We start from the raw sequence: 24,121 nt of genomic DNA on the forward strand, positions 1-24,121 counted from the left end.
GGGAGCGGCATCGGACATGCCAATTCGCCCCGACCCTGCACAGGGTTCGCGGTCACGGACTGGCGCTTGCCCGATCTCGGGCAGTCACGGCGATATTCAGAAAAAGGGGGAGATCTGGTGGAGTCGAGGGGGATCGAACCCCTGACCTCGTCATTGCGAACGACGCGCTCTCCCAACTGAGCTACGACCCCACTGGTCGCGTATCTGGCCTGTCCGGCTGGCGGTGTCAAGCCGGTCGGATCAGTTTTCGAGGTCGGCGCGGGTCAGTCGGAAGGCCCGGCCAAACCCGCCGACGAGGAAGCCGCCTTCGACCTCGAGGTGCAGGAGTCGGAAATCCGCGAAGTGGTAGTAGATCTCCGCGCCGGGATGCGCGGCGAGCCAATCCTGCTGTGCCGCCGCCTTGTCGGCGGGCAGGGCGCGGGCGTCGAGGCTGAGGCGCGGGGCGGCCATCGGGTCGCCGGAGGTCGTCTCGTCGAGCATCAGCGCGCAGCGTGGATCGGCCTCGAGCGCTGTCCAGTGGCGCGACAGGGTGGAGACCAGCATCAGCAGGTCGGCAGACCGCGTCGGAAGCAGCGCGACGCGGCTGAGCTGCGGCCGCCCGGTGGCGGGGTCGAGCACGCCCAGCACGCCGTGCCGGGCTGCGTCGCGCAGGCGCCGGGCCTGCCGGCGGGCGCCGTCATCGGTGGGGCGGATCGGGTCGGTCATGGCAACAGCCTGACGCGCGGGGGCGGCGCGATCAAGCGCTCACAGGCGCCACCTTGTCTCGGCCATGATGCCGGTGCCGCGATCACCCGTCAGCAAGCGCGTGACGCCGACCCGCAGCTCCAGCCCTCGCGGACCTGCCGGACGACCAAGCCGCTGCGTTTCGCGTGGACATCGCTCGCGCGATTGGCTGGGGTCCCGGCGGTATTTCCCTCGCTTCCTCCCGCCAGCGAAGCTTGGCGCAAGGGAGGTGGAGACGGGTCAACGGCGCAGCCGCCATAGATAGGCGGCATAGGCGGGGACCTCGCGCAGCGCCAGCCGCAGCTGCGCCGAGCGCTTCTGCCCCCCGCGCGGGGCCGATCCGCGGGCCTTCAGGCCGAGCCGCCGGGCCACCAGCAAGGCCCGCGGCAGGTGCGGGGCGTCGGTGACGATCACCACCCGCTCGGCCCCGATCCGCTTCAGGATCGGCAGCGCCAGCTCGATGTTCTCGAGCGTGTTGCGCGAGGTGGTCTCGGGATGGATCGCATGATCGGGCACCCCGGCTTCGAGCAGCAATTGCCGCATCGCCTCGCCCTCGCAGGGGGGATGTTTGCCGAGGCCGCCGCTGGGCACCAGATGCGCCACCTGTCCGGCATGGTAGAGCGCCGCGCCATGCAGGGTGCGGCGCCGCAGGGTCGGCGAGGGGCCGCTTTCCCAGACCGCGGCGCCGAGGATCAGCGCGGCATCGTGGCGGCCCGTCATCGCGGCGCACTTTCCGCGCCGCGTCGGCGCGCTAGGCTGTGACAGGCAACATGGAGACGGCGCATGGAAGAGCTTCTGAACGGCATCGGCATCGCGGCACTGGTGATCCTCGCCCTGGTGGGGCTGGCCGTGGGCTGGGTGGCCAGCCTGCTGACCGGGGGGCGCAGGCGGGCGCTGTACATGATCGTCGGCGCGCTGGCGGCAATGGCGACGCCGTTTCTGCTCGCGGCACTGGGCGTGACGCTGCTGGCCGCCGGCGGCCTGCTTCTGGTGGTGATCGTCGCGCTGATCGGCGCGGCGCTGGTGCTGGCCCTGATCCGCGCGATCGCCAAGTAGCCGCTCAAGAGGCGCGCGGCTTGCGGTTCTTGGTGCGCTGCACGTTGCCACCACGCTGACCGGGCCGACCGGCGGTGGAGCGGCCCTGCGACCGGCTCGCCGCGTCGGAGGCCTGGGCGATCGCCTGCTGCCGTGCCATGGGGTCGTCCGACACCATCAGATCGACCGTCTCGAGCCGCTTGATCTCGTCGCGCAGCCGCGCCGCTTCCTCGAATTCGAGGTTCTCGGCGGCCTTGCGCATGTCGGTCTTGAGCCCGTCGAGCACCGCCTGCAGGTTCGCGCCGGCCATCGGCTTGTCGACCTTGGCGGTGACCCGGTTCATGTCGACATCGCCCTTGTAGAGACCGGCGAGGATGTCCTCGACGTTCTTCTTGACGGTCGCCGGGGTAATGCCGTGCTCCTCGTTATAGGCGATCTGCTTCTCGCGGCGGCGCTCGGTCTCGGCCATCGCCCGCTCCATGGAGCCGGTGATCCGGTCGGCATACATGATGACCCGGCCGTCGGCGTTGCGCGCGGCCCGCCCGATGGTCTGGATGAGCGAGGTCTCGGACCGCAGGAAGCCCTCCTTGTCGGCGTCGAGGATCGCCACCAGACCGCATTCGGGGATGTCGAGCCCCTCGCGCAGCAGGTTGATCCCGATCAGCACGTCGAAGGCGCCAAGCCGCAGGTCGCGCAGGATCTCGATCCGCTCGATCGTGTCGATGTCGGAATGCATGTAGCGCACCTTGATGCCCTGCTCGTGCAGGTACTCGGTCAGGTCCTCGGCCATGCGCTTGGTCAGCGTGGTGCACAGCGTCCGGTAGCCGCGCGCCGTCACCTTGCGGATCTCGTCGAGCAGGTCGTCGACCTGCGTCTTGACCGGCCGGATCTCGATCATCGGGTCGAGCAGGCCGGTGGGGCGGATCACCTGCTCGGTGAAGACGCCGCCCGCCTGTTCCAGCTCCCACGCCGAGGGCGTGGCCGAGACGAAGATCGACTGTGGGCGCATCGCGTCCCACTCCTCGAACTTGAGCGGGCGGTTGTCCATGCAGGAGGGCAGGCGGAAGCCATGCTCGGCCAGCGTGAACTTGCGCCGGTAGTCGCCGCGATACATGCCGCCGATCTGCGGCACCGAGACGTGGCTCTCGTCGGCGAAGACGATGGCGTTGTCGGGGATGAACTCGAACAGGGTGGGGGGCGGCTCACCGGGCGCGCGGCCGGTCAGGTAGCGCGAGTAGTTCTCGATGCCGTTGCACACGCCGGTAGCCTCGAGCATCTCGAGGTCGAAATGGGTGCGCTGCTCGAGCCGCTGCGCCTCCAGGAGCTTGCCCTCGCCCTGCAGCTGGTCGAGCCGGGTCTTGAGCTCCGCCTTGATGCCCTTGATCGCCTGCGCCATGGTCGGGCGCGGCGTGACGTAGTGGCTGTTGGCGTAGATCCGGATGCGGTCGAACTCGTCGGTCTTGGAGCCGGTGAGCGGATCGAACTCGGTGATGCTCTCCAGCTCGTCGCCGAAGAAGGACAGCCGCCAGGCCCGATCCTCGAGGTGGGCGGGCCAGACTTCGAGGCTGTCGCCGCGCACCCGGAAGGCGCCGCGCGCGAAGGCCGCGTCGTTGCGGCGGTATTGCTGCGCCACCAGATCGGCCATCACCGCGCGCTGCTCGTAATTCTTGCCCTTGTGCAGGTCGACCGTCATCGCGCCGTAGGTCTCGACGCTGCCGATGCCGTAGATGCACGACACCGATGCCACGATGATCACGTCGTCGCGTTCAAGCAGCGCGCGGGTGGCGGAGTGGCGCATCCGGTCGATCTGTTCGTTGATCTGGCTTTCCTTCTCGATGAAGGTATCCGAACGCGGCACGTAGGCCTCGGGCTGGTAGTAATCGTAGTAGGAGACGAAATACTCGACCGCGTTGTCCGGAAAGAACCCCTTGAACTCGCCGTAGAGCTGGGCTGCCAGCGTCTTGTTCGGGGCGAGGATGATCGCCGGGCGCTGCGTCTCCTCGATGATCTTGGCCATGGTGAAGGTCTTGCCGGTGCCGGTGGCGCCGAGCAGCACCTGGTCCCGCTCGCCGGCGCGCACGCCGCCCGCGAGCTCCTCGATCGCGGTGGGCTGGTCGCCGGCGGCCTTGAACTCGGTCTGCATGCGGAACCGCTTGCCGCCCTCGAGCTTTTCGCGCCGTTTCACCTCCGGGGCGGGCGCGTGCAGGATCGGCATCTGTTCGGGCGAGTTGTTGTGCATCGGCGGACTCCTCGGGACCGAACCAATCTGGCCTCTTTTCGTTCCTGTGCAAGAGGGGTGCGGCGTCTTTGCCCGCTTGCATGGCGCCGCCGTTTTGCCGATAACGCCGCAAGATCAGAAGGGACCAAAGATGCGCGCACGGATCTACAGACCCAGCAGGGCAGCCACCCAGTCGGGCACCGCCAAGACCGAGGCCTGGGTCCTCGAATACGCGCCCGCCTCGAAGCGCGAGATCGACCCGCTGATGGGCTGGACCAGCTCCACCGACACCCAGAGCCAGGTGAGAATGTATTTCGACAGCCGCGACGCGGCGGTGGCCTATGCCGAGAAGCACGGGCTCGACGCGATCGTGCAGGAGCCGCATGTGCGCAAGCACAACATCCGTCCCGGCGGCTATGGCGAGAACTTCTCGACCACCCGGCGCGGGGCCTGGACGCACTGATCTTGTAAATCCGACTCAAGTTGAGGCGGTTTCGCGGTCAAGATCCGGCGACGAGGCCGGGCGCCACTAGATCGAGCGTCCGACCGGATCGGATACCATGGACTTCTAGCAAGGGCGGCCTGGCGGCCGCCCGTTTCGTTTCAGGGATCAGCAATGACCATCACCCATCTCGTCACCCATTCGGGCGGCTTTCACGCCGACGAACTCCTGTCCTCGGTCATCCTGACCCGGCTGTTTCCCGACGCCGAACTGGTGCGCAGCCGCGACAAGGCGTGGATCACCCCCGGCGAGGGGCGGATCATCTACGACGTGGGCGGTCAGTTCGATGCCGAGGCGCGGATCTTCGATCATCACCAGAAGCCCAACCCGCTGCGCGAGGATGGCCAGCCCTACAGCTCCTTCGGCCTGATCTGGGCGCAGTATGGGCGCGACTACCTGCGGGCGCTGGATGTCCCCGAGCATGACGTCGAGAAGATTCACGCCTCCTTCGACCGCGGCTTCGTGCTGCCCGTCGACCTGCTCGACAATGGCGCGGTGGACGCCTCCGCCGCGGGGCCGCTGTTTTCGGGGCTGACGCTGCCGGTGCTGCTCGAAAGCCTGAAGCCCGCCTTTGACGACCGCGAGGAGGGCGCCGATGATCGCGCCTTCGCCGCCGCCGTGCCGGTCGCGCGCGCCTTCGTCGAGGCCCGCATCCGCCGCTCGGCCGCGAAATACCGCGCCGAGGCAATGGTGCTGTCGGCGATCGAGGCGGCAGGCGAGGGGCGCATCCTCGAACTGCCCATGGGCATGCCGTTCCGCGCTGGTGTCGAAGCGGCGGGCGCCGATCACCTGCTCTTCGTCGTTCATCCGCGCGGCTCGGACTGGGCCCTAACCACGATCCGCACCGGCGACGACACTTTTGAAACCCGCGCCGACCTTCCTGCCGCCTGGGCAGGTCTGACGGACGAGGCGCTGGAAGCGGTGTCGGGCGTGAAGGGCGCGAAGTTCTGCCACAATGGCCGGTTCATCGCCGTGGCTTCCAGCCGCGAGGCGATCATGGCGATGGCGGAACTGGCGGTGGCGGAGGCGACGGCGAATTAGGCCGAAACGCAAGGCAACGGATCATGCTGCAACGTCTGCGATGCGTATAGGGCAGACGTTGCATTGCGCAGCCTTCAGGCCGGACCGATTGTCGCGATCGGCCATTAGGCGATCCGCGCGCTCTGCCTGGCAATGGCAGCTATGAATCGCTGCGTCAGAAAGGGCGCGTTTCTCTCTCGGCCCTCAGGGTTGGCCGGGGAGGACGCAGAGCATCTCGTAGAGCAGGTTGGCGGCGATCATCGCGGTATTGCCTGACGGGTCGTAGGGGGGCGAGACCTCGACAAGGTCGCAGCCCACGAGGTTCAGCCCCTTGCAGCCGCGCACGATCTCAAGCGCTTGGATCGTGGTCAGCCCGCCCATCTCGACCGTGCCAGTGCCCGGCGCGAAGGCAGGATCGAGGCTGTCGATGTCGAAGGACAGGTAGACCGGCGCGTCGCCGATCGCCGCGCGGATATCGGCCATCACCGGCGCGAGCGATTTGTGCCAGCACGCTTCCGCCGGGATGACCGTGAATCCCCTGTCGCGGCCCCAATCGAAATCCTCGGGTGCATAGCCCGTGCCCCGCAAGCCAATCTGGAACACCTTGTCACAGCGCAGAAGGCCGTCCTCGACCGCGCGTCGAAAGGGGGTGCCATGGGCGATCTCTTCGCCGAACATCGCCTCGTTGGTGTCGGCATGGGCGTCGACATGGATCAGCGCGACAGGTCCATGGCGCGCGGCCACCGCGCGCAGCACCGGCCAGCTCAGCGTGTGATCTCCGCCCAGCGTCAACGGGATCGCGCCGTGCGACAGGATCTCTACGTAGGTCGCGGTGATGATGTCGCAGCTCTTCTTCAGGTCGAAGGTATTGATCGCCACGTCGCCGATATCCGCGACCTGCAGATGGTCGAAGGGCGCGGCGCCGGTGGCCATGTTGTAGGGGCGCAGCATCCGGCTTTCGTCGCGGATCTGGCGCGGGCCGAGCCGGGTGCCGGGGCGGTTCGAGGTGCCGATATCCATGGGAATGCCGACGAAGCAGGCGTCGAGCCCTTCCGCGCTCTCTTGCTGTGGCAGGCGCATCATCGTCGCCGGACCACCGAAGCGCGGCATCTCGTTGCCGCCGAGCGGTTGGTTGTATCGGGGGCGGGGATCCTGGGGCATGCGGGCATCGCGTCTGGGACAAGGTCAGCCTCAACCTAGGCGCGGTGCGGGAGACGAAGAATACTCTCCGCGGAAAGGGAACATTGAGCTTCCTCAATGCAATCTTCCGACGCCCTCCCAGTGGACCGCGCCTCGCCCCTTTTGCCTACATGGCAGGCTAGGTCGCGGCGACGCTGCCTCCTCGGCTGAGGTCAAGGAGGGCGTCGCACAGGGTCTTCACGAGATGAGGCTGGGGGTCGCTTCTGGTCACCAGCTCCATGCTGCAGGTGAAGTTGTCTTCGCAGTTCCCAAAGCGGCGCAGGCGACCCGCCTCCAGGTAGGAGCGTGCCGCGTGATCCGGCAGCAGGCCGAGATAGCTGCCGCTCAGCACCAGAAGAAGCTGCGCCTCGATCTCGCCCACGACCTGGTCGGTGTCGTTCAGCTTCTGCGTCTTCTTGCGCCGCCTGTTCCAGTATCCTCGATGGACCCAAGGGTAACGATCGAGCCTCGGCTGATCGATCTCTGGTTCGGGACGCGCGAAGAGCGGATGGCCTTCGCCGCAATAGAGGCTGTTGGTTTCCTGGTAGAGGGCCCTGTAGGACAGCCCGGTCAGGCGGTTGTCGAAGGCACCGATGCCGATATGGAAGCTGCCATCCGCCAACCCGCGCAGGATGTTCTGCGGCTGCTCGACGAGGATGTTGAACTTCGCCGTCGGAGCCATCCTGGCCAGATCTCCGATCGCTTGTGGCAGCTTGAACTGCGGGTCCGTGGCGATGCAGTCGACGATCGCAATCCGCACCTCGCCCGTCAGGCTGCCCTTGAGCGCGGAGAGCCGACCCGACATGTCTTCGAGCGTGCCCAGCAGATCCTGTGCGAGCCGATGGACCGTCTCGCCCTTCTCGGTGAGCCGGAAGCCCCGTCGCCCACGCTGGCAGAGCTTCACGCCGAGGCGTTCTTCAAGCGCCGTGATGTGGTTGGAGATCGTCGGTTGGCTGACGCCAAGCTCCGCCTGCGCCGCGCTGAAGCCGTTGTTGCGCACGACGCTGTCGAACACGCGGAGAAGATGAATGTCGGCGCCCGATACCTGCATGTTGCATTGGTGTGACCAAATGTATGCGATGGCAATGCGGGATTTTATGCGCGAACACGGCCTGTAGGCTGGCCGACGAATTGCCATGACTGGCGTGCGGAGCGAAACGTTGCGCGAGCCCTCCATGACCGTCACCGCACCCTCCACGGTCGATGCCGACACGCCCACCTGCCGAAAGACCTGCGCCATGACTGCCCCCGTGACCGCCGCGCTGAAGGACGCGACCTTTTTTCCCTACTGGCTCGACAGTCCCGATGCGCCGGCCGCCGAGGCGCCGCTTTCGGGCAAGCTGGACTGCGATCTGGCGATCGTCGGCGGTGGCTTCACCGGGCTATGGGCCGCGATCCTCGCCAAGGAAGCCGATCCGAAGCGCGAGGTGGTGCTGATCGAGGCCGAGCGGATCGCGCATGGCGCGTCGGGGCGGCCGGGCGCCATCGTCTCGACCTCGGTGATGCATGGGCTCGGCAACGCCAAGCGAATCTTCCCTCGCGACCTCGATCGGCTCGAGGTCTTGGGTCGCGACAACATGGCCGGCTTTCGGCGCACCATCGCGGAGCATGGAATCGACTGCGACCAGGAATGGAATGGCGAGTTGACGGTCGCCGTCGGGCCCGAGGGGCTGCCGGTGTTGCGGGAGGAATATGGACTCCACAGGGCGCATGGCCACGAGGTGGAGTTGCTCGACGAAACCGCACTCAGGGGGCATCTGCGATCGCCGATCTTCTCGGGCGGGCTCTGGAGCAAGCGCGACAGCGGCACGGTCCACCCCGCCAAGCTGGCCTGGGGGCTCAAGCGCGCGGCGCGCGCGCTGGGCGTACAGATCTACGAGCACAGCCCGATGGGCCGGGTCGAGGATCTCGGCGCGAGGCTGCGCCTGCAGGCGGGGGAGGGCGTGATCGAGGCGCGGCACGTGCTCTTCGCGACCAATGCCTTCGCCGCCGGTCATCCCCGGATCCGGTCGCGGGTCGCGATGCTGCGCGACCGGATCCTGATGACCGAACCGCTTTCGCCCGAGCAGATGTCGCGCATTGGCTGGGGCAACCGGCAAGGGGTCTACGACACCCGCACGCAGCTCAACTACATGCGGCTGACGCGCGACAACCGGATCCTGTTCGGCGGGCGGCTCGGCTATTACATGAACGCGCCGCGCGACCCCCGACCGGATCGCGGGCCCGCCCCCTATGAGGGGCTGGCAGAGGCGTTCTTCACGACGTTTCCGCCGCTCGACGACATTCGCTTCACCCATGCATGGAGCGGGCCGATCGCGCTGACCACCCGCATGGCGGTGCATTTCCAGAGCTATTACGGCGGCAAGGGCCTGTATGCGGGCGGCTATTCGGGTTTCGGCGTCTCGGCGAGCCGGTTCGGGGCACGGATTGGGCTGGCCAGGCTCGACGGGCGCGAGGATCCGGATCTCGACCTCGAATTCGCGCGCACGATGCCGGCCCCGATCCCGCCCGAACCCTTCCGCTACCTCGGCGCCCGCCTGACCCTGCACGCGCTCGACACCGTCGACCGCAAGGGCGGATGGCGGCGCCGCTGGATCGATCTCGTCACGCGGCTCGGTTTTCCGTTGAGCTGAAGAGGAAACGCAGGCGGGACGTCGACCTGATTACAGGCCCTGTTGCGACGGCCCACCATTCGCGGACCGTCGCTCATGCAGATGCCCACCCCCGCGACGGCGGGGGTGGGCGGGTTCATCAGAAGCTCCAGATGGCGTTCACGAACACGCCGCGGCTGTGGTCGAAATCGGTCAGATCGCTCGAGAAGCTGCCGAAATCGTAGCCCGCGCCGATCCGGGCGTTGTCGCTGATCCGGTAATAGGGCGCCGCGAGCACGCCGTGATCGAGGGCCTCGGTTTCAGGCTGGTAGAGCGCGCGGTACTCCAGCAGCAGGTCCCAGTTCTCGGCAAAGCTCCACTCGCCGCGCAGGACGAAGACATGCGCCGTGGAATCCTGCCAGTCCGGCTGCGCCTGGTCGGTCGCCATCTCACCCAGCCGGACGCCGTATTTCGCGCCGACCGAAAGGTCGGGGCCGAGCCGGTAGTCGAGATCGGCCGAGACGACATGGCTGCGCTGCAGCGGCGTGCCGCTGTCGGCGGCGCCGACCGCGCCGTGATCGAGATCGGCGCGCATGTCATACGACAGGACCATGATGAGATCATCATCCATGACCGGCCGTAGCGCGTAGGACAGCCCGGCCTCGGCATATTCGCCGTCGGCCTGGCCGACACGACGCTCATGCGCGTATTCCACTCGGACGCGCAGCGTGCCGCCGAGATCGTCGGTCAGCTGCCGACTGCGCGCCGCGATCAGCACGCCGTCGCCGTTCTCGCCGGGCACGTCGATTTCGTGCAGCTCGATCCGGGCACGCGCCGCCCCTTGCGGGCGCTCGACCGCGGCGCCGAAGCTCAGCGTGCGGCGGGTGCCGCCCTCGGTCTCGGCGTCGATGGTGGCGGCGAGATCGAGGCTGAACCCGTCCGGCGCCTAGGTCAGCCCGTAGCTCTGACCGTGGCCGTCGCCGGCCCCGCCGAGCAGCAGGTCCTGCTCGGCAAAGATCGACCAGTCGTCGCCTATGTCGCGACGCTGGCCCAGCACCAGCCCGTGGCCCGCGATATCGTCGGTCGCATCGCCGACGATGCGATGGCGCAGATAGACCTCCCCGTCGTCGCGAGCATAGCTCAGCCCGGCCTCGAGCCCGGTGCCGGCGCTCCCGAAGCCCAGCTCCGCCTCGGCGCTGAGCCGGTCGGTGAGCGCGCCCGACAGGCCCGCCCCGTAGCGGTGATAGCGGTCGAGATCCCCCTCGGCCGCCAGCGTTCCCTCGGCGAAGAGATGGGCGGTCGCCCCGCCCACGCGGCGCTCAACCCGCAGCGCGGCGTCGCTGCGCGTGCCATTTTGGCCGCCGCCCGACAGCGTCTCGCGTTCGAGGCCGACGCGCAGTTCGGTGGCCGGATCGATGCGCTGCGCCAGATCGAGCCGCAGTTCGCGGCGGCGCTCTGTGCCGCGCTCGACGCTCTCGGCGCCGAAGCCGAGCCGCGTGGCCTCCGTCACCGCGACCTCGACCTCCGCCCCGGCACGGGTGAGCGTTTCGGGCTCGGCGGCGCCGGTTCCTGCGAAGCCGGCTTCACGCCGCTCGACCCAGGCGCTGGCCGTGCCCTCGGTCCCGGCCAGCGGGGCGAGATCGGCCTCGGCGCCGAGCGACCAAGCGGTGGCTTCGGTGCCCGGCGCGCCAGACGCCTCCGTCGAAAAGCTCAGCCCGCCATCGGAGGAGCGGTTGAAGGCGCGGCCCGATCCTTCCGAGCGCGCCAGCTCGGCCGTGAGGCGCAGACCCGGTGCCGCCTCGAGCGTGGCGTCGACCCCGGCCACGCGCATCCGCGCGTCGCCGGTCTCCTCGTCGAGCGCGGTCGCCCCGAGGCTCAGCCCGCCGCCGATCTCCTGGCGCGCCCGCAGCCCGGTCGAGAGATCGTCAATGCCGTCGGCCGGGCGGGCGTAATCGGCGCGCAGGGTGATCTCGTCGCTTTCGTCCGAGAACAGCGCGCGGCCGACCTGGCCCATCAGCGGCCGCCCGAGCAGCACGTGCCCCTGGGCATGGTTGACGCTGTAGTCGAGACCTTCAACCAGCTGCCGCCGCTCGATCAGCCGGCCGGTCTCGTCGCGCCGCTCGACGCTGAGCTGCACGGTGCCGGGCAGCACGTCTCGATGTGCGAGGCGATAGGAAGCGCCACCGGTGGCGTCGAACAGGTCGGTCTCGGGCAGCGCGTCCTCGCGCGAGGCGAAACCCTCGACGCTACCGGTCTCGGTCGCATGGCGGCCGCTCAACCCATAGATGCTGCGCTCGGCCCGGATCAGATCGCCATCGGCGAGGCTGACGCGGGACTGGCCGAAGGTCAGGTGGCTGTCGTCGCGGGCGATCCGGGCGAACAGCCGGCCGTCGCGGCCGCCGGGATGCAGCAGCGCGCTGCCATCGCCGAAATCGGGCGCACCCGGTGCGGCGCGCAGCCGGGCCAGCGCGTCGCGCCGCTCGGTGCCGGTCAGCCCGTCGAGCAACTCGTCGAGCGGCCGCCCGCCGCTGTCGGCCGAGGCGGTCAGCGTCCAGCCATCGCCGACCGGTCCCTGGGCAAAGAAGGCGGCCCGGCCTTCGCTCCAGCCGGTGCCCTCGTCGAGATCGCGCCCGAAGGTCAGGTCGAGCATGCCGGTCCGGGTCCAGAGCGGCCGCGCCGCCTGCGCCTCGGGCGCCACCGCGCCCAAACCAGCGAGCCGCGGCCCGGCCGGGGCGACGGGCTCCGGCACGGGGAGGGACGCAGCCTCGACGAGGGCAGGGGACGACGCCTCAGGATCGAGTGCCACAGGCCGCGGCGCGGGGCGGGCCGAGGGACGGCCAGGGGCGCGGATCTCGAAGGCGAAGGCGTCGGGGGCGGTAGCCTCGGCCACCGCGCCGGGCACGGCCGGCAGCCCCTCGATGACGAAGGCGGATCCATCGGCGCGGGCAGCCAGCGACTGGCCGCTGACGGCGAGGGTGACTCCGAGCGCGGTGGCGGCGAGAAAGTTGTTGCGGGTCACCGGGCGTCTCCACGGATTAGGGTTTCGAGGACCAGCGGCTGGCGGCTCGCGCCGCTGGCGTGGTGACGCGAGATGGCGTCGGAGATGGCGTCGAGGCGGGCGCGGGCGATCTCGGTCCGGGCCGGGTCGAGATAGACCAGCCCGAGCCGGGTCGGCCCCTCGGCCAGCGCGGCGATCAGCTCGCGCATGCCGTCCTGCCATTCGGGGCGCAGCTGGCCGTCGGCTCCGAAGGCGGCGTCGGTCAGCTGCAGCACCGCCTTGCGGCCGGGCTGCACGCCGAAATCCATCCGCGCCATCTTGCCCCGGGTCAGCCGGGTCACCTGCGGGTTCGGGGTGCTGGGGATCCAGCCCTCGGGCAGGGCGCGCTCGTCGAGCTTGAGCTGCATGTTCGAACCGATCCCGGCCCGGGGCAGCATCGCGCAGGGCACCGAGAAACGACCATGCGCGTCGGTGAGCACCGTCTCGCCGCCCGGCGCGCGCAGCACCATGCCGCCGAGGCCCGGCTCGTCCGCATCGGCATGGCCGTCGCCGTCGCGATCCTCGAACACCCGTCCCACGACATCGGCGCAGTCAAACACCCGTTCGGGCACGAGGATGAGGGCGGCGTTGGCGCGGGCCAGTACGGTGCCGTCATCGGGGTCGCGCAGCACCGCCATGGAGACGTGCCGGCCGTCGCCGATCCCGCCCGCCGCGACGATCGAGAGGGTGATCTCGATCTCGCCATCGGCATCCGGGGTCAGCCCGGCGAAGCGCAACAGCCGCCCGTCGACCTTGGGCTCCTGCGCCCGGCCGTTCACCAGTGCCGATCCCTCGCTGTAGACGAAGCCTTTCGGCAACAGGTCCTCGACGTCGATCCGGTCGTATTCGACCTCACGCGCCACGATCCGGAACGGCAGCGCCGTGCCGCGCGTGGCCTCTTCCGACAGCGCCGCGAAGTCGAGCGCCGGGTCCCCCAGAGCGGCATCGACGGCGATGTGGTTGTTGACCACGTTCGGATCGCCGGCCTCGAGCAGGAAGCTCATGAAATAGCGTGCCGCCTCACCCGCCGCCGGCGGGTTGACCGAGGCGCTGATCTCGCAATCGCCGCCCGGGATCGGGTCGCCGGCACAGGCGGTGGCGTCGAAAGGCGCCTCCGAGGCCGCGGAAATCCGCGTCGAGGCGCCGGCATGAAAGCCGCCGGGCAGGTCCATGGTGATCCGGTACTCGGTTTCGGTGATCGGGCATTGCGGCGCCGCGTCGGGCACGAGGTCGAAGCGGTAGAAGCCGTCCGCGCCGGTGACCTGCGCCTGCTGCGCCGGGTCGACGAGGCAGCGGCGCGGCAGCGGTGCGCCGGCGGTGTCGACCAGCCGCACCGTGACACCGGCAATCGGCGCCCGGGTGACCGAGTCGTAGATCACGCCCGAGGGATCGATCGCCAGGTTCTGCTGCTCGAGCGCCTCACCCGGTTCGAGATCGCCGATGCCGAAGCCGCCGAGCGGATCGCCCGCGGGGTTGTTCATCACCACGCGGTAGCCCGAACCGGAGTCGACGAAGAGCTTGTAGCTGCCGTCCGCATCGGTGGTGACGAACTCGACCGCCTCCCCATCGGCATCGAAGATCGGCTGCGGGGTACCCTCGGCATCGACCACTCTCACGCGGTAGCCCGCGCCGACGCCGCGATCCCGGCCGGGGTCGAAGCGGCCATCATGGTCGATATCGTCGAACACCGTTCCGGCGACGCTGGCGATCGGCGCGATGCGGATCCGCGCCCGTCCCTCGATGCAGTTCGCCGGGTTGAGGGCCTCGCACACGCCGTAGCCGACATCATAAAGCCCCGGCTCGGAAAAGCGCGGCACGGTGATCCGCCCCTCGGCGTCGATGCCGAGTCCGGGGAGGCCGGCGTCGTCGGTGATCGAGAACACCGCGTCGGAGGCAACCACCGGCGCGCCGCCGAGGCGGTCATTGCCGATCACCGAGACGCTGCGCCCGCCCGACACGCCATAGATCGGCCGGTCGCTGAAATCGTCGCTGCCGGCGGTGACCTCGGCCGCTGCGACGGCAAAGCGGACCACCGCCTGGGCGCAGTTGCCGGGGTTCAGCGCCTCGCAGGCGCGGTAGGTGACCGCGTAATCGCCGGCCGCCGTCCCGGCCGCCAGGCGAAGCACGCCGGCCGCGTCGAGGCTCAGCCCCTTCAGCGGCGAGGCGACCAGGCTCAGCTTAAGGTCCTCTGCTTTGGCGGGGGCGCCACCAATCCGGTCATTGGCGAGAACGGCCGCGACCTTGCCGCCATCACGTCCCTGGAGCGGTGCAGCGGGGGCGTCGTCGGTGAGCGTCAGCCGGGCTGCCGCGATCACGATCTCGGCCGTGCCCTCGATGCAGTTGTCGGGATCGGCCACCTCGCAGAAGCGGTAGGGCAGGGGGTAGCGCCCTGCCGGTGTCCCGGCCGCCACCGCGACCCGTCCCTGTGCATCGAGCGTGATACGGCCATTCGCCGTCGCTGCGCCGTCGCGCATCGTAAAGCGCAGTTCACCGCTCCGCGCGGCCCGCCCGTCGATCCGCGCCGCCTGCAGCAGGCCGTCAAGCCCGCTCGCGCCGTCCCGCCCATCCGCGCGCAGCGAAACCGGACCGCCCGCCGCAAGAACCAACGTCTCATGCACATCGCTGACGTTGACGGTGAGCTCCTGTCGGGCGGCGTTGCCGGCGGCGTCGGTGCCGGTCACGGTGAGCTTGTAGGCGTTGTCGCGGGCGGCGCTGGCCTTGGCCTCGAAGTCGGGCGCGTCGCGGAAGGCGAGGCTGCCGTCGGCGGCGATCGCGAACTTGGCGGCGTCGGCGCCGGTCAGCGTCCAGCTGACGCTCTCGTCGGCGGTGTAGGCGGCGACGGCGGTGGTGTTCTCGGCGATGGCAACCGTGGCGGTGGCGCCGGTCTGATTGTTCGGGCCGGTCAGCACAGGGGCCGCCTCGTCGACATCACCGACGTTGACGGTGAGCTCCTGGCGGCTTTCGTTGCCGGCGGCGTCGGTGCCGGTCACGGTGAGCTTGTAGGCGTTGTCGCCGGCGGCGCTGGCCTTGGCCTCGAAGTCCGGCGCGGCCCTGAAGGCGAGGCTGCCGTCGGTGCCGATCGCGAACTTGGCGGCGTCGGCGCCGGTCAGCGTCCAGCTGACGCTCTCGTCGGCGGCGTAGGTGCCGACGGCGGTGCTGTTCTCGGCGATGGCGACCGTGGCGGTGGCGCCGGTCTGGCTGTCCGGGCCGGTGAGGGCCGGAGCGGTGGTGTCGGCCGGGGTCTCGTCGACATCGCTGACATTGACGGTGAGCTCCTGGCGGGCGGCGTTGCCGGCGGCGTCGGTGCCGGTCACGGTGAGCTTGTAGGCGTTGTCGCCGGCGGCGCTGCCATTGGCCTCGAAGTCCGGCGCGGCCTTGAAGGCGAGGCTGCCGTCGGCGGCGATCGCGAACTTCGCGGCGTCGGCGCCGGTCAGCGTCCAGCTGACGCTCTCGTCGGCGGCGTAGGTGCCGACAGCGGTGGTGTTCTCGGCGATGGCGACCGTGGCGGTGGCGCCGGTCTGGCTGTCCGGGCCGGTGAGGGCCGGAGCGGTGGTGTCGGCCGGGGTCTCGTCGACATCACCGACGTTGACGGTGAGCTCCTGGCGGGCGGCGTTGCCGGCCGCGTCGGTGCCGATCACGGTGACCTGGTAGGCGTTGTCGCCGGCGGCGCTGGCCTTGGCCTCGAAGTCCGGCGCGGCCCTGAAGGCGAGGCTGCCGTCGGTGCCGATCGCGAACTTGGCGGCGTCGGCGCCGGTCAGCGTCCAGCTGACGCTTTCGTCGGCGGCATAGGTGCCGACGGCGGTGCTGTTCTCGGCGATGGCGACCGTGGCGGTGGCGCCGGTCTGGCTATCCGGGCCGGTCAGCACCGGAGCCGCCTCGTCGACATCACCGACGTTGACGGTGAGGTCCTGGGGGCTTTCGTTGCCGGCGGCGTCGGTGCCGGTCACGGTGAGCTTGTAGGCGTTGTCGCCGGCGGCGCTGCCATTGGCCTCGAAATCCGGGGCGGCCTTGAAGGCAAGGCGGCCGTCGGTGCCGATCGCGAACTTCGCGGCGTCGGCGCCGGTCAGCGTCCAGTCGACGCTCTCGTCGGCGGCATAGGTGCCGACGGCGGTGCTGTTCTCGGCGATGGCGACCGTGGCGGTGGCGCCGGTCTGGCTATCCGGGCCGGTCAGGACCGGGACCGCCTCGTCGACATCACCGACGTTGACGGTGAGGTCCTGGGGGCTTTCGTTGCCGGCGGCGTCGGTGCCGATCACGGTGAGCTTGTAGGCGTTGTCGCCTGCCGCGCTGCCATTGGCCTCGAAGTCCGGCGCGTCGCGGAAGGCGAGGGTGCCGTCGGCGGCGATCGCGAACTTCGCGGCGTCGGCACCGGTCAGCGTCCAGCTGACGCTCTCGTCGGCGGCATAGGTGCCGACGGCGGTGGTGTTCTCGGCGATGGCGACCGTGGCGGTGACGCCGGTCTGGCTGTCCGGGCCGGTCAGCACCGGAGCGGTGGTGTCGGCCGGGGCCGCCTCGTCGACATCGCCGACATTGACGGTGAGGTCCTGGCGGCTTCCGTTGCCGGCGGCATCGGTGCCGATCACGGTGAGTTTGTAGGCGTTGTCGCCGGCGGCGCTGGCCCTGGCCTCGAAGTCCGGCGCGTCGCGGAAGGCGAGGCGGCCGTCGGTGCCGATCGCGAACTTTCCGGCGTCGGCGCCGTCGAGCGTCCAGCTGACGCTCTCGTCGGCGGCGTAGATGCCGACGGCGGTGCTGTTCTCGGCGACGGCGACCGTGGCGGTGGCGCCGGTCTGGCTATCCGGGCCGGTCAGCACCGGAGCGGTGGTGTCGGCCGGGGTCTCGTCGACATCGCTGACGTTGACGGTGAGGTCCTGCCGGCTTTCGTTGCCGGCGGCGTCGGTGCCGATCACGGTGAGCTTGTAGGCGTTGTCGCCGGCGGCGCTGCCATTGGCCTCGAAATCCGGGGCGGCCTTGAAGGCGAGGGTGCCGTCGGTGCCGATCGCGAACTTCGCGGCGTCGGCGCCGGTCAGCGTCCAGTCGACGCTCTCGTCGGCGGCGTAGGTGCCGACGGCGGTGGTGTTCTCGGCGACGGCGACCGTGGCGGTGGCGCCGCGCTGGCTGTCCGGGCCGGTCAGCACCGGAGCGGTGGTGTCGGTGCTGCCGACGGTGGCATAGATCGTCTGGGTGCTGGCGTAGTTCTGCGCGTCGGTGGCCTGGATCACCACTTCATAGGTGCTGTCGCCATTTGCGTCGTTCGGGCTGGCAGCGGTCTGTGAGGCAAGAAGGCGAAGGGCGCCCGCTCGGTCGATCGAGAACTTGCTCTCGTCGGCGCCGCCGACGATGGCCCATGCGACGTCACGATCGGCGGTCCAGGTTCCCAGTGCCTGCTCGTTGTCGGCCAGAGTGGCCTCGTAGACGTTGCCAGTGCTGCTGTCCGGAGCGGTGATCTTGGCGGAGTTGGCCCGGACCTCCTGCAGATAGGCGTTGAGCTCGTCGAGCAGGCCGTTCGCCGCGTTGCCGCTGACGGAGTCGCCGTCGGCGTGGACCAGGTCCGAGCCGACCGTGCGCAGGCCATAGTTGCTGCCTTTGTCGGTATCAGTCTCCGAGCGCAGCAGGTAACTGCCGCCGCTATAGGTCAGCGTGTAGGAGGGCGAGCCCGGGGTGGGGATGAAGCCGAAATGGTGCAGCTGGCCCTTGGCGGTCTCGCGCCAGTTGATCGCACCTTCGACGTCGATCACCTCGCCTGACGTGGTGATGATCCGCATCACGCCGGGGATGTCGTTGCCCTGCGCGGTATAGATACCCGTGTCCGAGACCTGCCGGAAATAGGCGACGTCCACGTCGAGCGTCGAGAAGTTCTTGATGTTGTCGGTCTTGTTCTTGCTGGTCCCGACATCGCCGATGAAACCCTCCGGAAAGGGCACGGAGACGATCTGCGCCTTCTGAGCCATCGCCCCGGGCACCCAGAAGGCCAAAAGGATCGCGGCAATACCGAAGGATTTGCGGGTCCGGCCCATGGCGGGGCGATTGGGGCGATGTGATTGGGCCATGGCAATAGGTCTCCTGCGGCGCGCGCGCCGGGGGTGAGGGTCGTGGAGCTGTGAAGGGAGGGCGGCGGCAGGGGGCGCGTTTTGCCCCTATTCGAGGGAGGGAATTCTCATCTGGACCTTTCCGCCTGTCCTGAAGGCCGGGAGGCCGAAAAATCGACCCGCCGCGCGAGAGAGTTGCGGAGCCCTGTCGAGCTCCCGAGGACCACTTTCAGCAGCCATGAACCGATAAGGTCGTCCCGGTCAGGGGAGGTCAAGGATAGTGGGGAGCCAAAAACATGAGCGTTGCTCGTTTCGTGACGTCACAATAACAGGCACCTTCCTATTCTTTAGTATTGCCCCAGAACTGCCACATTTGCCTTGGGTTCGGCTAAGGATAGTCAGGTTTTATCCTTCGTTCGCGCGGCAGTGACGGCAGGCCCCGGAGGGTGATTCCCGCAGCTGCCCGGATCGCCGCCGGGAGTTAGGTGCCCGGGCTTTTCGGAAACAGGGCGCGTCGGCCTCCTTTCCTGCGCAATAGCGCAGATTGCCGGCGAAGTCGGTGCGTCGATGGCCTGAGGGGTGCCAAGTACCGAGCCACAAGTTTGGTATCGGGCAGCAGGAACGGTTTGGCTTTGCTGCCGGCCTGCAAGTTCCTGATCCGGCCGAACTTCAGCGCGGCGCTCGAGATGGCATCGGACTGAAAGGCTGGAAGTCTGCCAGCCCGGCCGGTGCCTTTGTGTTCTGCAACTTGAGGGGGAGCTGCACCTACAGGGCAATATGCGCCAAACGGCCAGCGTGGAGGACGAGCAGGCACCCAGCCCGACGTCGGGGCAGCCTCTCGCGGGCGCGACAGGGGTCGGCGGCCCGGAAGCCGACAAGGCCGCTTCATGGCATCACCGAGGCGGGGAAAACGAAAGCGGCGCGCATCGCTTCTCGGCTGCGCCAGCTTGCCCCAACGACATGCATAGGATTTGGGCAATTGCCTTCCTTTTAAACAAGGGGCTTCGAACCCTGCCACAACCGCTGGTGCATGTGCTGTCCAGCCGCTAGAAGGCGCCGGAATTAGCGGGTCGAGCAGAAAAGAACGGGTGACATGGCTGAGACTACAGGCGAGCTGCGCCACGCCATTGCAGGGATGGACGACGAACAGCTACCGGTGCCGCGGCACCGACTGCACGGGCCGGGGCACTTCCTCGGCCTCTATGCAGCGGAACATGTGGCGGCGACCGAATTCGTGATCGGCGCGGCCTTCGTGGCGCTCGGCGCCACGATCCACGACATCCTGATCGGCCTGCTGATCGGCAACATGCTCGCGGTGCTGAGCTTCTGGCTGATCACCGCGCCGATCGCCGTGAAGACCCGGCTGAGCCTCTACACCTATCTCGAACAGAACATGGGTGAGCTGTTCTCGCGGCTCTACAATGGCGCGAACGTGCTGATCTTCGTCGTCATCTCGGCAGCGATGATCACGGTCTCGGCCACCGCGTTGCGGGTGCTGTTCGGGGTGCCGCCACAGCTGATGCCCTATCCGACAAGTCCGGCATTCGTGCTGATCGCCGCCTCGGCCAGCGTGATCGCCGTGCTCGTGGCCTATTACGGCTTCAACGTGCTCAGCGAATTCGCCTCGATCTGTGCGCCCTGGCTGATGGTGATGTTCACCGCGGGCGGGATGGTCCTGCTCCCGGCGCTGAACGAGTCGCTGACCGGGCAGACCACGCTCGACAGCTTCCGGGCCTTCGTGGATCTCGCGGGCGCGACGGTGTTCACCGGCACCAATGCCGCGGGCGAGCCCGGGATCGGCATCTGGGAGGTCATCGGTTTTGCGTGGGCCGCCAACACTTTCGCCCATTTCGGGCTGATCGACATGGCGCTGCTGCGCTATGCCCGCAAGACCCGCTACGGCTTGTGCACCGCGACCGGCATGATGTTCGGCCATTACGTCGCATGGATCTCCGCGGCGCTGATGGGCGCGGCCACCGCGGCCTTCATGCAGACCTCGATCGCCGTGGTCTCGCCGGGCGACGTGGCCTATCTCGCGCTCGGCGCCAGCGGCTTCGTCATCGTCATCGTGGCGGGCTGGACGACGGCGAACTCCAACCTCTATCGCGCGGGCCTCGCCGCACAGGCGGTGTTTCCGAACACCTCGCGGACCAAGGTGACGTTGATCGTCGGGGCCGTCGTTGTGGTGGGCAGCTGCTTCCCGATCATCTATCGCAGCTTCCTGCCGCTCCTGACCTATGCAGGCCTGCTGCTGGTGCCGGTCGGCGGCATCGTCTTCGCCGAGCAGCACCTGTTCCCGCGGATGGGGATGAAGACCTATTGGCACAAGCTGCGCGGGGCGCATCAGAACGTCCCGGCGATCGTCACCTGGGCGGCGGCACTGGTCTTCGGCTTCGGCCTGAACCTGATCGATCTTTTCCCCTTCTATTACCTCTTCGTGCCGACCTGGATCCTGTCGATCCTGCTCTACAGCTGGCTGGCCAAGCGCGCCGGGGCGGATAAGGAGTGGCCGGAGGCCGAGGACAGGCTCGCGGCTTTCGATCGGGCGGTGAAAGACCACCATCAGGAGCTGGCGGCGCGCGAGGCGATCGAGCCGGCCAAGGACAGCACCGTCCTGACCAAGTTCATCCGTGCGGTCTGGATCGTGGTCGGGCTTCTCATCCCCGCGGCGCTGGCCTGGCGGGTGCTGTTCAACAGCCCGGACCTCGATGCCTATTACGCGAACCGGGAGCTCTTCTACAGCCTGACGATCTGGTGCACCGGGATCTACTTCGCCTTTGCCTGGTGGGATCTGCAACGGTCGAAAGCGCCCCGGAGGATGGCTGCGGCGGTGGAGTGCCCGGCCGAGTGAGGCGGCAATCGCGCGGTCCCCGACCCCTTACGGCCGCCGCGCGACGGGCTCCTTGATACCCGAGGGCAGCTCCAAGCGCTGCCGGGACAATCCAGACATGAGAAGGCCGCCCATCGGGCGGCCTTCGCTTTTGCCAATCTGGGGTGGTCTCAGTCCTTGAGGGCGCGCTTGGCCTCGCCCTTCATGTCTTGGCCGTGACCCTTGAGCTTCTGGGCCTTGCCTTCGTTCTGCAGATCCTTGTCGCCGGTCGCGTCGCCGAGCTTGTCCTTGGCGGCGCCGGCGGCCTTGTTCATCGCGCCTTTGGCCTTGTCATCATGCTCGCTCATCTCGTCTTCCTCCGATGCGGGATCGCAGCGCGGGCGCTGGACGCGCCTCGTGCCTGCTTGCGGGATAAACGCATGAGCGGGGGACGCCGTTCGATGGGTCTTCTGCCGTCGGCCAGAACGTGCCGAGGCGGGCATGGCCTATCGTGCCACTTTTTCGAGAAAGCCCACCACCGCCTCCAGAAACCTGTCCGGCGCGGTGTTCATCGCCTCGTGGCCCTCTCCTTCGAACTGGGCGCGCCGCACGTCCGGCAGGACGTCGGCCAGCGCGTCGGTGACGAACATCTCGGGCGGGGTCTCGGAGCCGGTCAACAGCAGCACCGGGATCTCGAGCCCCGCAAAGCGGTCGGCATCGAAGTCATAGCGGCTCAGCGCAATGACGTCCTGCAGCGACGCGCGGGCGTCGTCGACCACTTCCTTCCAGTCGCTGGCGGCCATCAGGCTTTGCATGATGTCGCGGGGCAGTTCGAAGACACCCTCGTAGAAGGCCTTCGCCACGCCGAGCCAATCCTGCCCATCCGCGGCCTTGCGCATCCGCTCGAGCACGATCGGTTGCGGCCCCTCGGGGCGGGGTGGCTCGTAGAGGATCAGCTTGGCGACAGCTCGCGGCCGCCGCGCCGCCGCCGCGAGCGCGACCTGCGCGCCATAGGAATGCCCGAGCAGGTGGACCGGTGTGCCGATATGGTCGATCAGGGCCGCGACATCCTCGGCCTCGTCCTCGACGCTGTGACCTTCGGTCGCCGCGCTGTCGCCTCGCCCACGGCGCGCGAAGGCGTAGACGGTAAAGTGCCGGGCCAGCTTGGGCCGCGTGCGGAACCAGTTCGAGCGATGATCGCTGAACGACCCATGAACCAGAACGAGCGGCGGGCCTGATCCGTCCTGCTCGTAGGAGAGGGCGACGCCCGTCGGCGTAACGAAGCTTCTCGTCTCCGACGGCTGGGCCACGTTGCCACGGGTCATCGAGTGGTCCTCCCTCCCACGACCGGAACGCCGGGGCCGAGGGGCTTCTCGACCCACCGGATGTCGGCCCCGGTCCGATGGATCAACCGGCCGCGTCCCGTGCTGTTCCGGTCAAGCCGTATGCACGGGGCAGTGTCGATTATCGGGGGCGTGGGTTGAAATGTTGAGAGGACGATTCCAGCGGCGGGCCCGGCCACACAAGTGCATCGCGGGCGCAGATGCGGGATTGTCCGTTGGCGCGCGCGGTGCAAACTGGGCCCAGCATCGCCAGAGGGAGGCCAGCCGTGAGCCGACACGCCAAGATCAACGACGCCTCCAGCTTCTGGATGCCGTTCACGCCGAACCGCGACTTTGCCGCCGATCCGCGGCTGATCGTGGCGGCCGACGGCATGTATTACACCAGCGATGACGGGCGGCAGATCCTCGACGCCACCGCGGGGCTTTGGTGCGTCAATGCCGGCCATAACGATCCGCTCATCGTCGGGGCAGTGCAACGGCAAGTCGCCACGCTCGACTATGCCCCGCATTTCAACTTCGGCACGCCGCAGGCCTTCGAATTGTCGGCCCGGCTCGCGGGCCTTTTCCCCGAGGGGCTCGACCATGTCTTCTACACCAACTCCGGCTCGGAGTCGGTCGACACCGCGCTCAAGATCGCGCTGCACTACCATCGCATGCGCGGTGACGGGGCGCGGACCCGGCTAATCGGCCGCGAACGGGGCTACCACGGCACCGGCTTCGGCGGCATCTCGGTGGGCGGCATCGTGAACAACCGCCGGCATTTCGGCACGCTGCTCAACGGCGTCGACCACCTGCGGCACACCCATGACCCGGCGCGCAACGCCTTTTCGCGCGGCTGCCCCGAGCACGGGGTGGAATTGGCCGATGATCTGGAACGGCTCTGCGCGCTGCACGACCCTTCGACCATCGCTGCCGTCATCGTCGAGCCGATGGCAGGATCGACCGGCGTGCTGCTGCCGCCGAAGGGATATCTCGCGCGGCTGCGCGAGATCTGCGACCGGCACGGCATCCTGCTCATCTTCGACGAGGTGATCACCGGCTATGGCCGTCTGGGCAAGATGACGGCGGCCGAGTATTTCGGCGTAACGCCCGACATCATCGCGACCGCCAAGGGGCTGACCAACGGCGTGGTGCCGATGGGCGCTGTGGCGGTCAGCCGCGATATCTACGCCTCCGCGATGGAGCGCGCCGACACCCCGATCGAGCTGTTCCACGGCTATACCTACTCGGCGCATCCGCTGGCGGTGGCCGCGGCGCTGGCAACGCTCGAGAGCTACCGCGCGAACGAGATGTTCGCCCGTGTCGAGGCGTTGGCGCCGAAATGGGAGAACGCGCTGCATGAGCTACGGGGACGACCGCATGTCGCCGATATCCGAAATCTCGGCCTCGTCGGCGCGATCGAGCTGGAAAGCCGTCCCGGCGCACCGGGTGCGCGAGGCTGGCAGGCGATGAAGCTGGCCTGGGAGGAGGGGCTGATGATCCGCGTGACGGGTGACATCATCGCGCTGTCGCCGCCCTTCATCATCACCGAGGCGCAGATCGACGGGCTGTTCGACCGGCTGGCCGAGATCCTCGACCGGCTCGATTGAAGCGAGGCGGCTGGCGCGGTTTCGAGGTCCCCGCCCGGACCGCCGTGTC

At 68.6% G+C, this 24,121-nt stretch carries 16 protein-coding genes and 1 tRNA gene; 6 read left to right on the forward strand and 11 right to left on the reverse strand.

Annotation, left to right across the window (positions count from 1 at the left end):
* Window positions 1-115: 115 nt before the first annotated feature.
* From T8T21_RS15390 to T8T21_RS15400, 3 genes are all read right to left on the reverse strand, one after another.
* Window positions 116-191, reverse strand: a tRNA-Ala gene (locus T8T21_RS15390).
* A gap of 49 nt (window positions 192-240) precedes the next feature.
* The gene (locus tag T8T21_RS15395; RefSeq protein ID WP_322336235.1) at window positions 241-705 is read right to left on the reverse strand and encodes a pyridoxamine 5-phosphate oxidase; all 465 of its coding nucleotides are present in this window, start codon (window positions 703-705) and stop codon (window positions 241-243) included.
* A 258-nt stretch (window positions 706-963) separates the two neighbouring features.
* Window positions 964-1,443 (reverse strand): YdcF family protein, encoded by a 480-nt coding sequence (locus T8T21_RS15400; RefSeq protein ID WP_322336236.1) that lies wholly within the window; start codon window positions 1,441-1,443, stop codon window positions 964-966.
* A 63-nt stretch (window positions 1,444-1,506) separates the two neighbouring features.
* On the opposite strand from T8T21_RS15400, the gene T8T21_RS15405 reads away from it, so the two are divergent.
* Window positions 1,507-1,779, forward strand: a complete 273-nt coding sequence (locus T8T21_RS15405; RefSeq protein ID WP_322336237.1) for a GlsB/YeaQ/YmgE family stress response membrane protein — start codon at window positions 1,507-1,509, stop codon at window positions 1,777-1,779.
* Window positions 1,780-1,783: 4 nt separating this feature from the next.
* On the opposite strand, the gene uvrB is transcribed toward T8T21_RS15405, so the two are convergent.
* Complete coding sequence (uvrB, locus tag T8T21_RS15410) at window positions 1,784-3,997, reverse strand: excinuclease ABC subunit UvrB (protein WP_322336238.1); 2,214 nt, start codon at window positions 3,995-3,997, stop codon at window positions 1,784-1,786.
* Window positions 3,998-4,127: 130 nt separating this feature from the next.
* Between uvrB and T8T21_RS15415 the strand changes: the two genes are divergently transcribed.
* Together T8T21_RS15415 and T8T21_RS15420 are read left to right on the forward strand one after the other, a co-directional pair.
* Window positions 4,128-4,439 (forward strand): ETC complex I subunit, encoded by a 312-nt coding sequence (locus tag T8T21_RS15415; protein WP_322336239.1) that lies wholly within the window; start codon window positions 4,128-4,130, stop codon window positions 4,437-4,439.
* A gap of 153 nt (window positions 4,440-4,592) precedes the next feature.
* A complete protein-coding gene (locus T8T21_RS15420; protein WP_322336240.1) occupies window positions 4,593-5,519 on the forward strand; it encodes an MYG1 family protein in 927 nt (308 codons plus the stop codon).
* A gap of 183 nt (window positions 5,520-5,702) precedes the next feature.
* Here the strand turns inward: T8T21_RS15420 and speB are convergent, their stop codons facing one another.
* Window positions 5,703-6,659, reverse strand: a complete 957-nt coding sequence (gene speB, locus T8T21_RS15425; protein ID WP_322336241.1) for an agmatinase — start codon at window positions 6,657-6,659, stop codon at window positions 5,703-5,705.
* A gap of 157 nt (window positions 6,660-6,816) precedes the next feature.
* Window positions 6,817-7,917 carry a LysR family transcriptional regulator gene (locus T8T21_RS15430; protein ID WP_322336242.1) on the reverse strand — a complete coding sequence of 367 codons (1,101 nt, stop codon included), beginning with the start codon at window positions 7,915-7,917 and terminating at the stop codon, window positions 6,817-6,819.
* On the opposite strand from T8T21_RS15430, the gene T8T21_RS15435 reads away from it, so the two are divergent.
* Window positions 7,916-9,310 (forward strand): NAD(P)/FAD-dependent oxidoreductase, encoded by a 1,395-nt coding sequence (locus T8T21_RS15435; protein ID WP_322336243.1) that lies wholly within the window; start codon window positions 7,916-7,918, stop codon window positions 9,308-9,310. The two genes, T8T21_RS15430 and T8T21_RS15435, sit on opposite strands and share 2 nt — an antisense overlap.
* A gap of 118 nt (window positions 9,311-9,428) precedes the next feature.
* Here the strand turns inward: T8T21_RS15435 and T8T21_RS15440 are convergent, their stop codons facing one another.
* The 3 genes from T8T21_RS15440 to T8T21_RS15450 all read right to left on the reverse strand — a co-directional run bounded on the left by T8T21_RS15440 (window position 9,429) and on the right by T8T21_RS15450 (window position 18,352).
* The gene (locus T8T21_RS15440) at window positions 9,429-10,070 is read right to left on the reverse strand and encodes a hypothetical protein (protein WP_322336244.1); all 642 of its coding nucleotides are present in this window, start codon (window positions 10,068-10,070) and stop codon (window positions 9,429-9,431) included.
* 144 nt (window positions 10,071-10,214) lie between these two features.
* Window positions 10,215-12,287 (reverse strand): hypothetical protein, encoded by a 2,073-nt coding sequence (locus tag T8T21_RS15445; RefSeq protein WP_322336245.1) that lies wholly within the window; start codon window positions 12,285-12,287, stop codon window positions 10,215-10,217.
* Entirely contained in the window at window positions 12,284-18,352 is a 6,069-nt protein-coding gene (locus tag T8T21_RS15450; protein WP_322336246.1) for a hypothetical protein, read from the reverse strand. Before T8T21_RS15450 ends, T8T21_RS15445 begins: the two co-directional genes overlap by 4 nt.
* Window positions 18,353-19,424: 1,072 nt before the next feature.
* Here T8T21_RS15450 and T8T21_RS15455 point away from each other — a divergent pair.
* Window positions 19,425-21,182, forward strand: a complete 1,758-nt coding sequence (locus T8T21_RS15455) for a purine-cytosine permease family protein (protein WP_322336247.1) — start codon at window positions 19,425-19,427, stop codon at window positions 21,180-21,182.
* 149 nt (window positions 21,183-21,331) lie between these two features.
* Here the strand turns inward: T8T21_RS15455 and T8T21_RS15460 are convergent, their stop codons facing one another.
* Window positions 21,332-21,508: a CsbD family protein gene (locus T8T21_RS15460; RefSeq protein ID WP_183470932.1), complete on the reverse strand. Its 177-nt coding sequence runs from the start codon at window positions 21,506-21,508 to the stop codon at window positions 21,332-21,334.
* Between the two features lie 138 nt (window positions 21,509-21,646).
* Window positions 21,647-22,465, reverse strand: coding sequence for an alpha/beta fold hydrolase (locus T8T21_RS15465; protein ID WP_322336248.1), 819 nt, complete (start codon window positions 22,463-22,465; stop codon window positions 21,647-21,649).
* A gap of 326 nt (window positions 22,466-22,791) precedes the next feature.
* Here T8T21_RS15465 and T8T21_RS15470 point away from each other — a divergent pair, with 326 nt between their 5' ends.
* Entirely contained in the window at window positions 22,792-24,072 is a 1,281-nt protein-coding gene (locus T8T21_RS15470) for an aspartate aminotransferase family protein (protein WP_322337505.1), read from the forward strand.
* The last annotated feature ends 49 nt before the right edge of the window (window positions 24,073-24,121 follow it).

The sequence above is a fragment of the Limimaricola variabilis genome (assembly GCF_034371605.1).
GTDB classification, from domain to species: Bacteria; Pseudomonadota; Alphaproteobacteria; order Rhodobacterales; family Rhodobacteraceae; genus Limimaricola; species Limimaricola variabilis.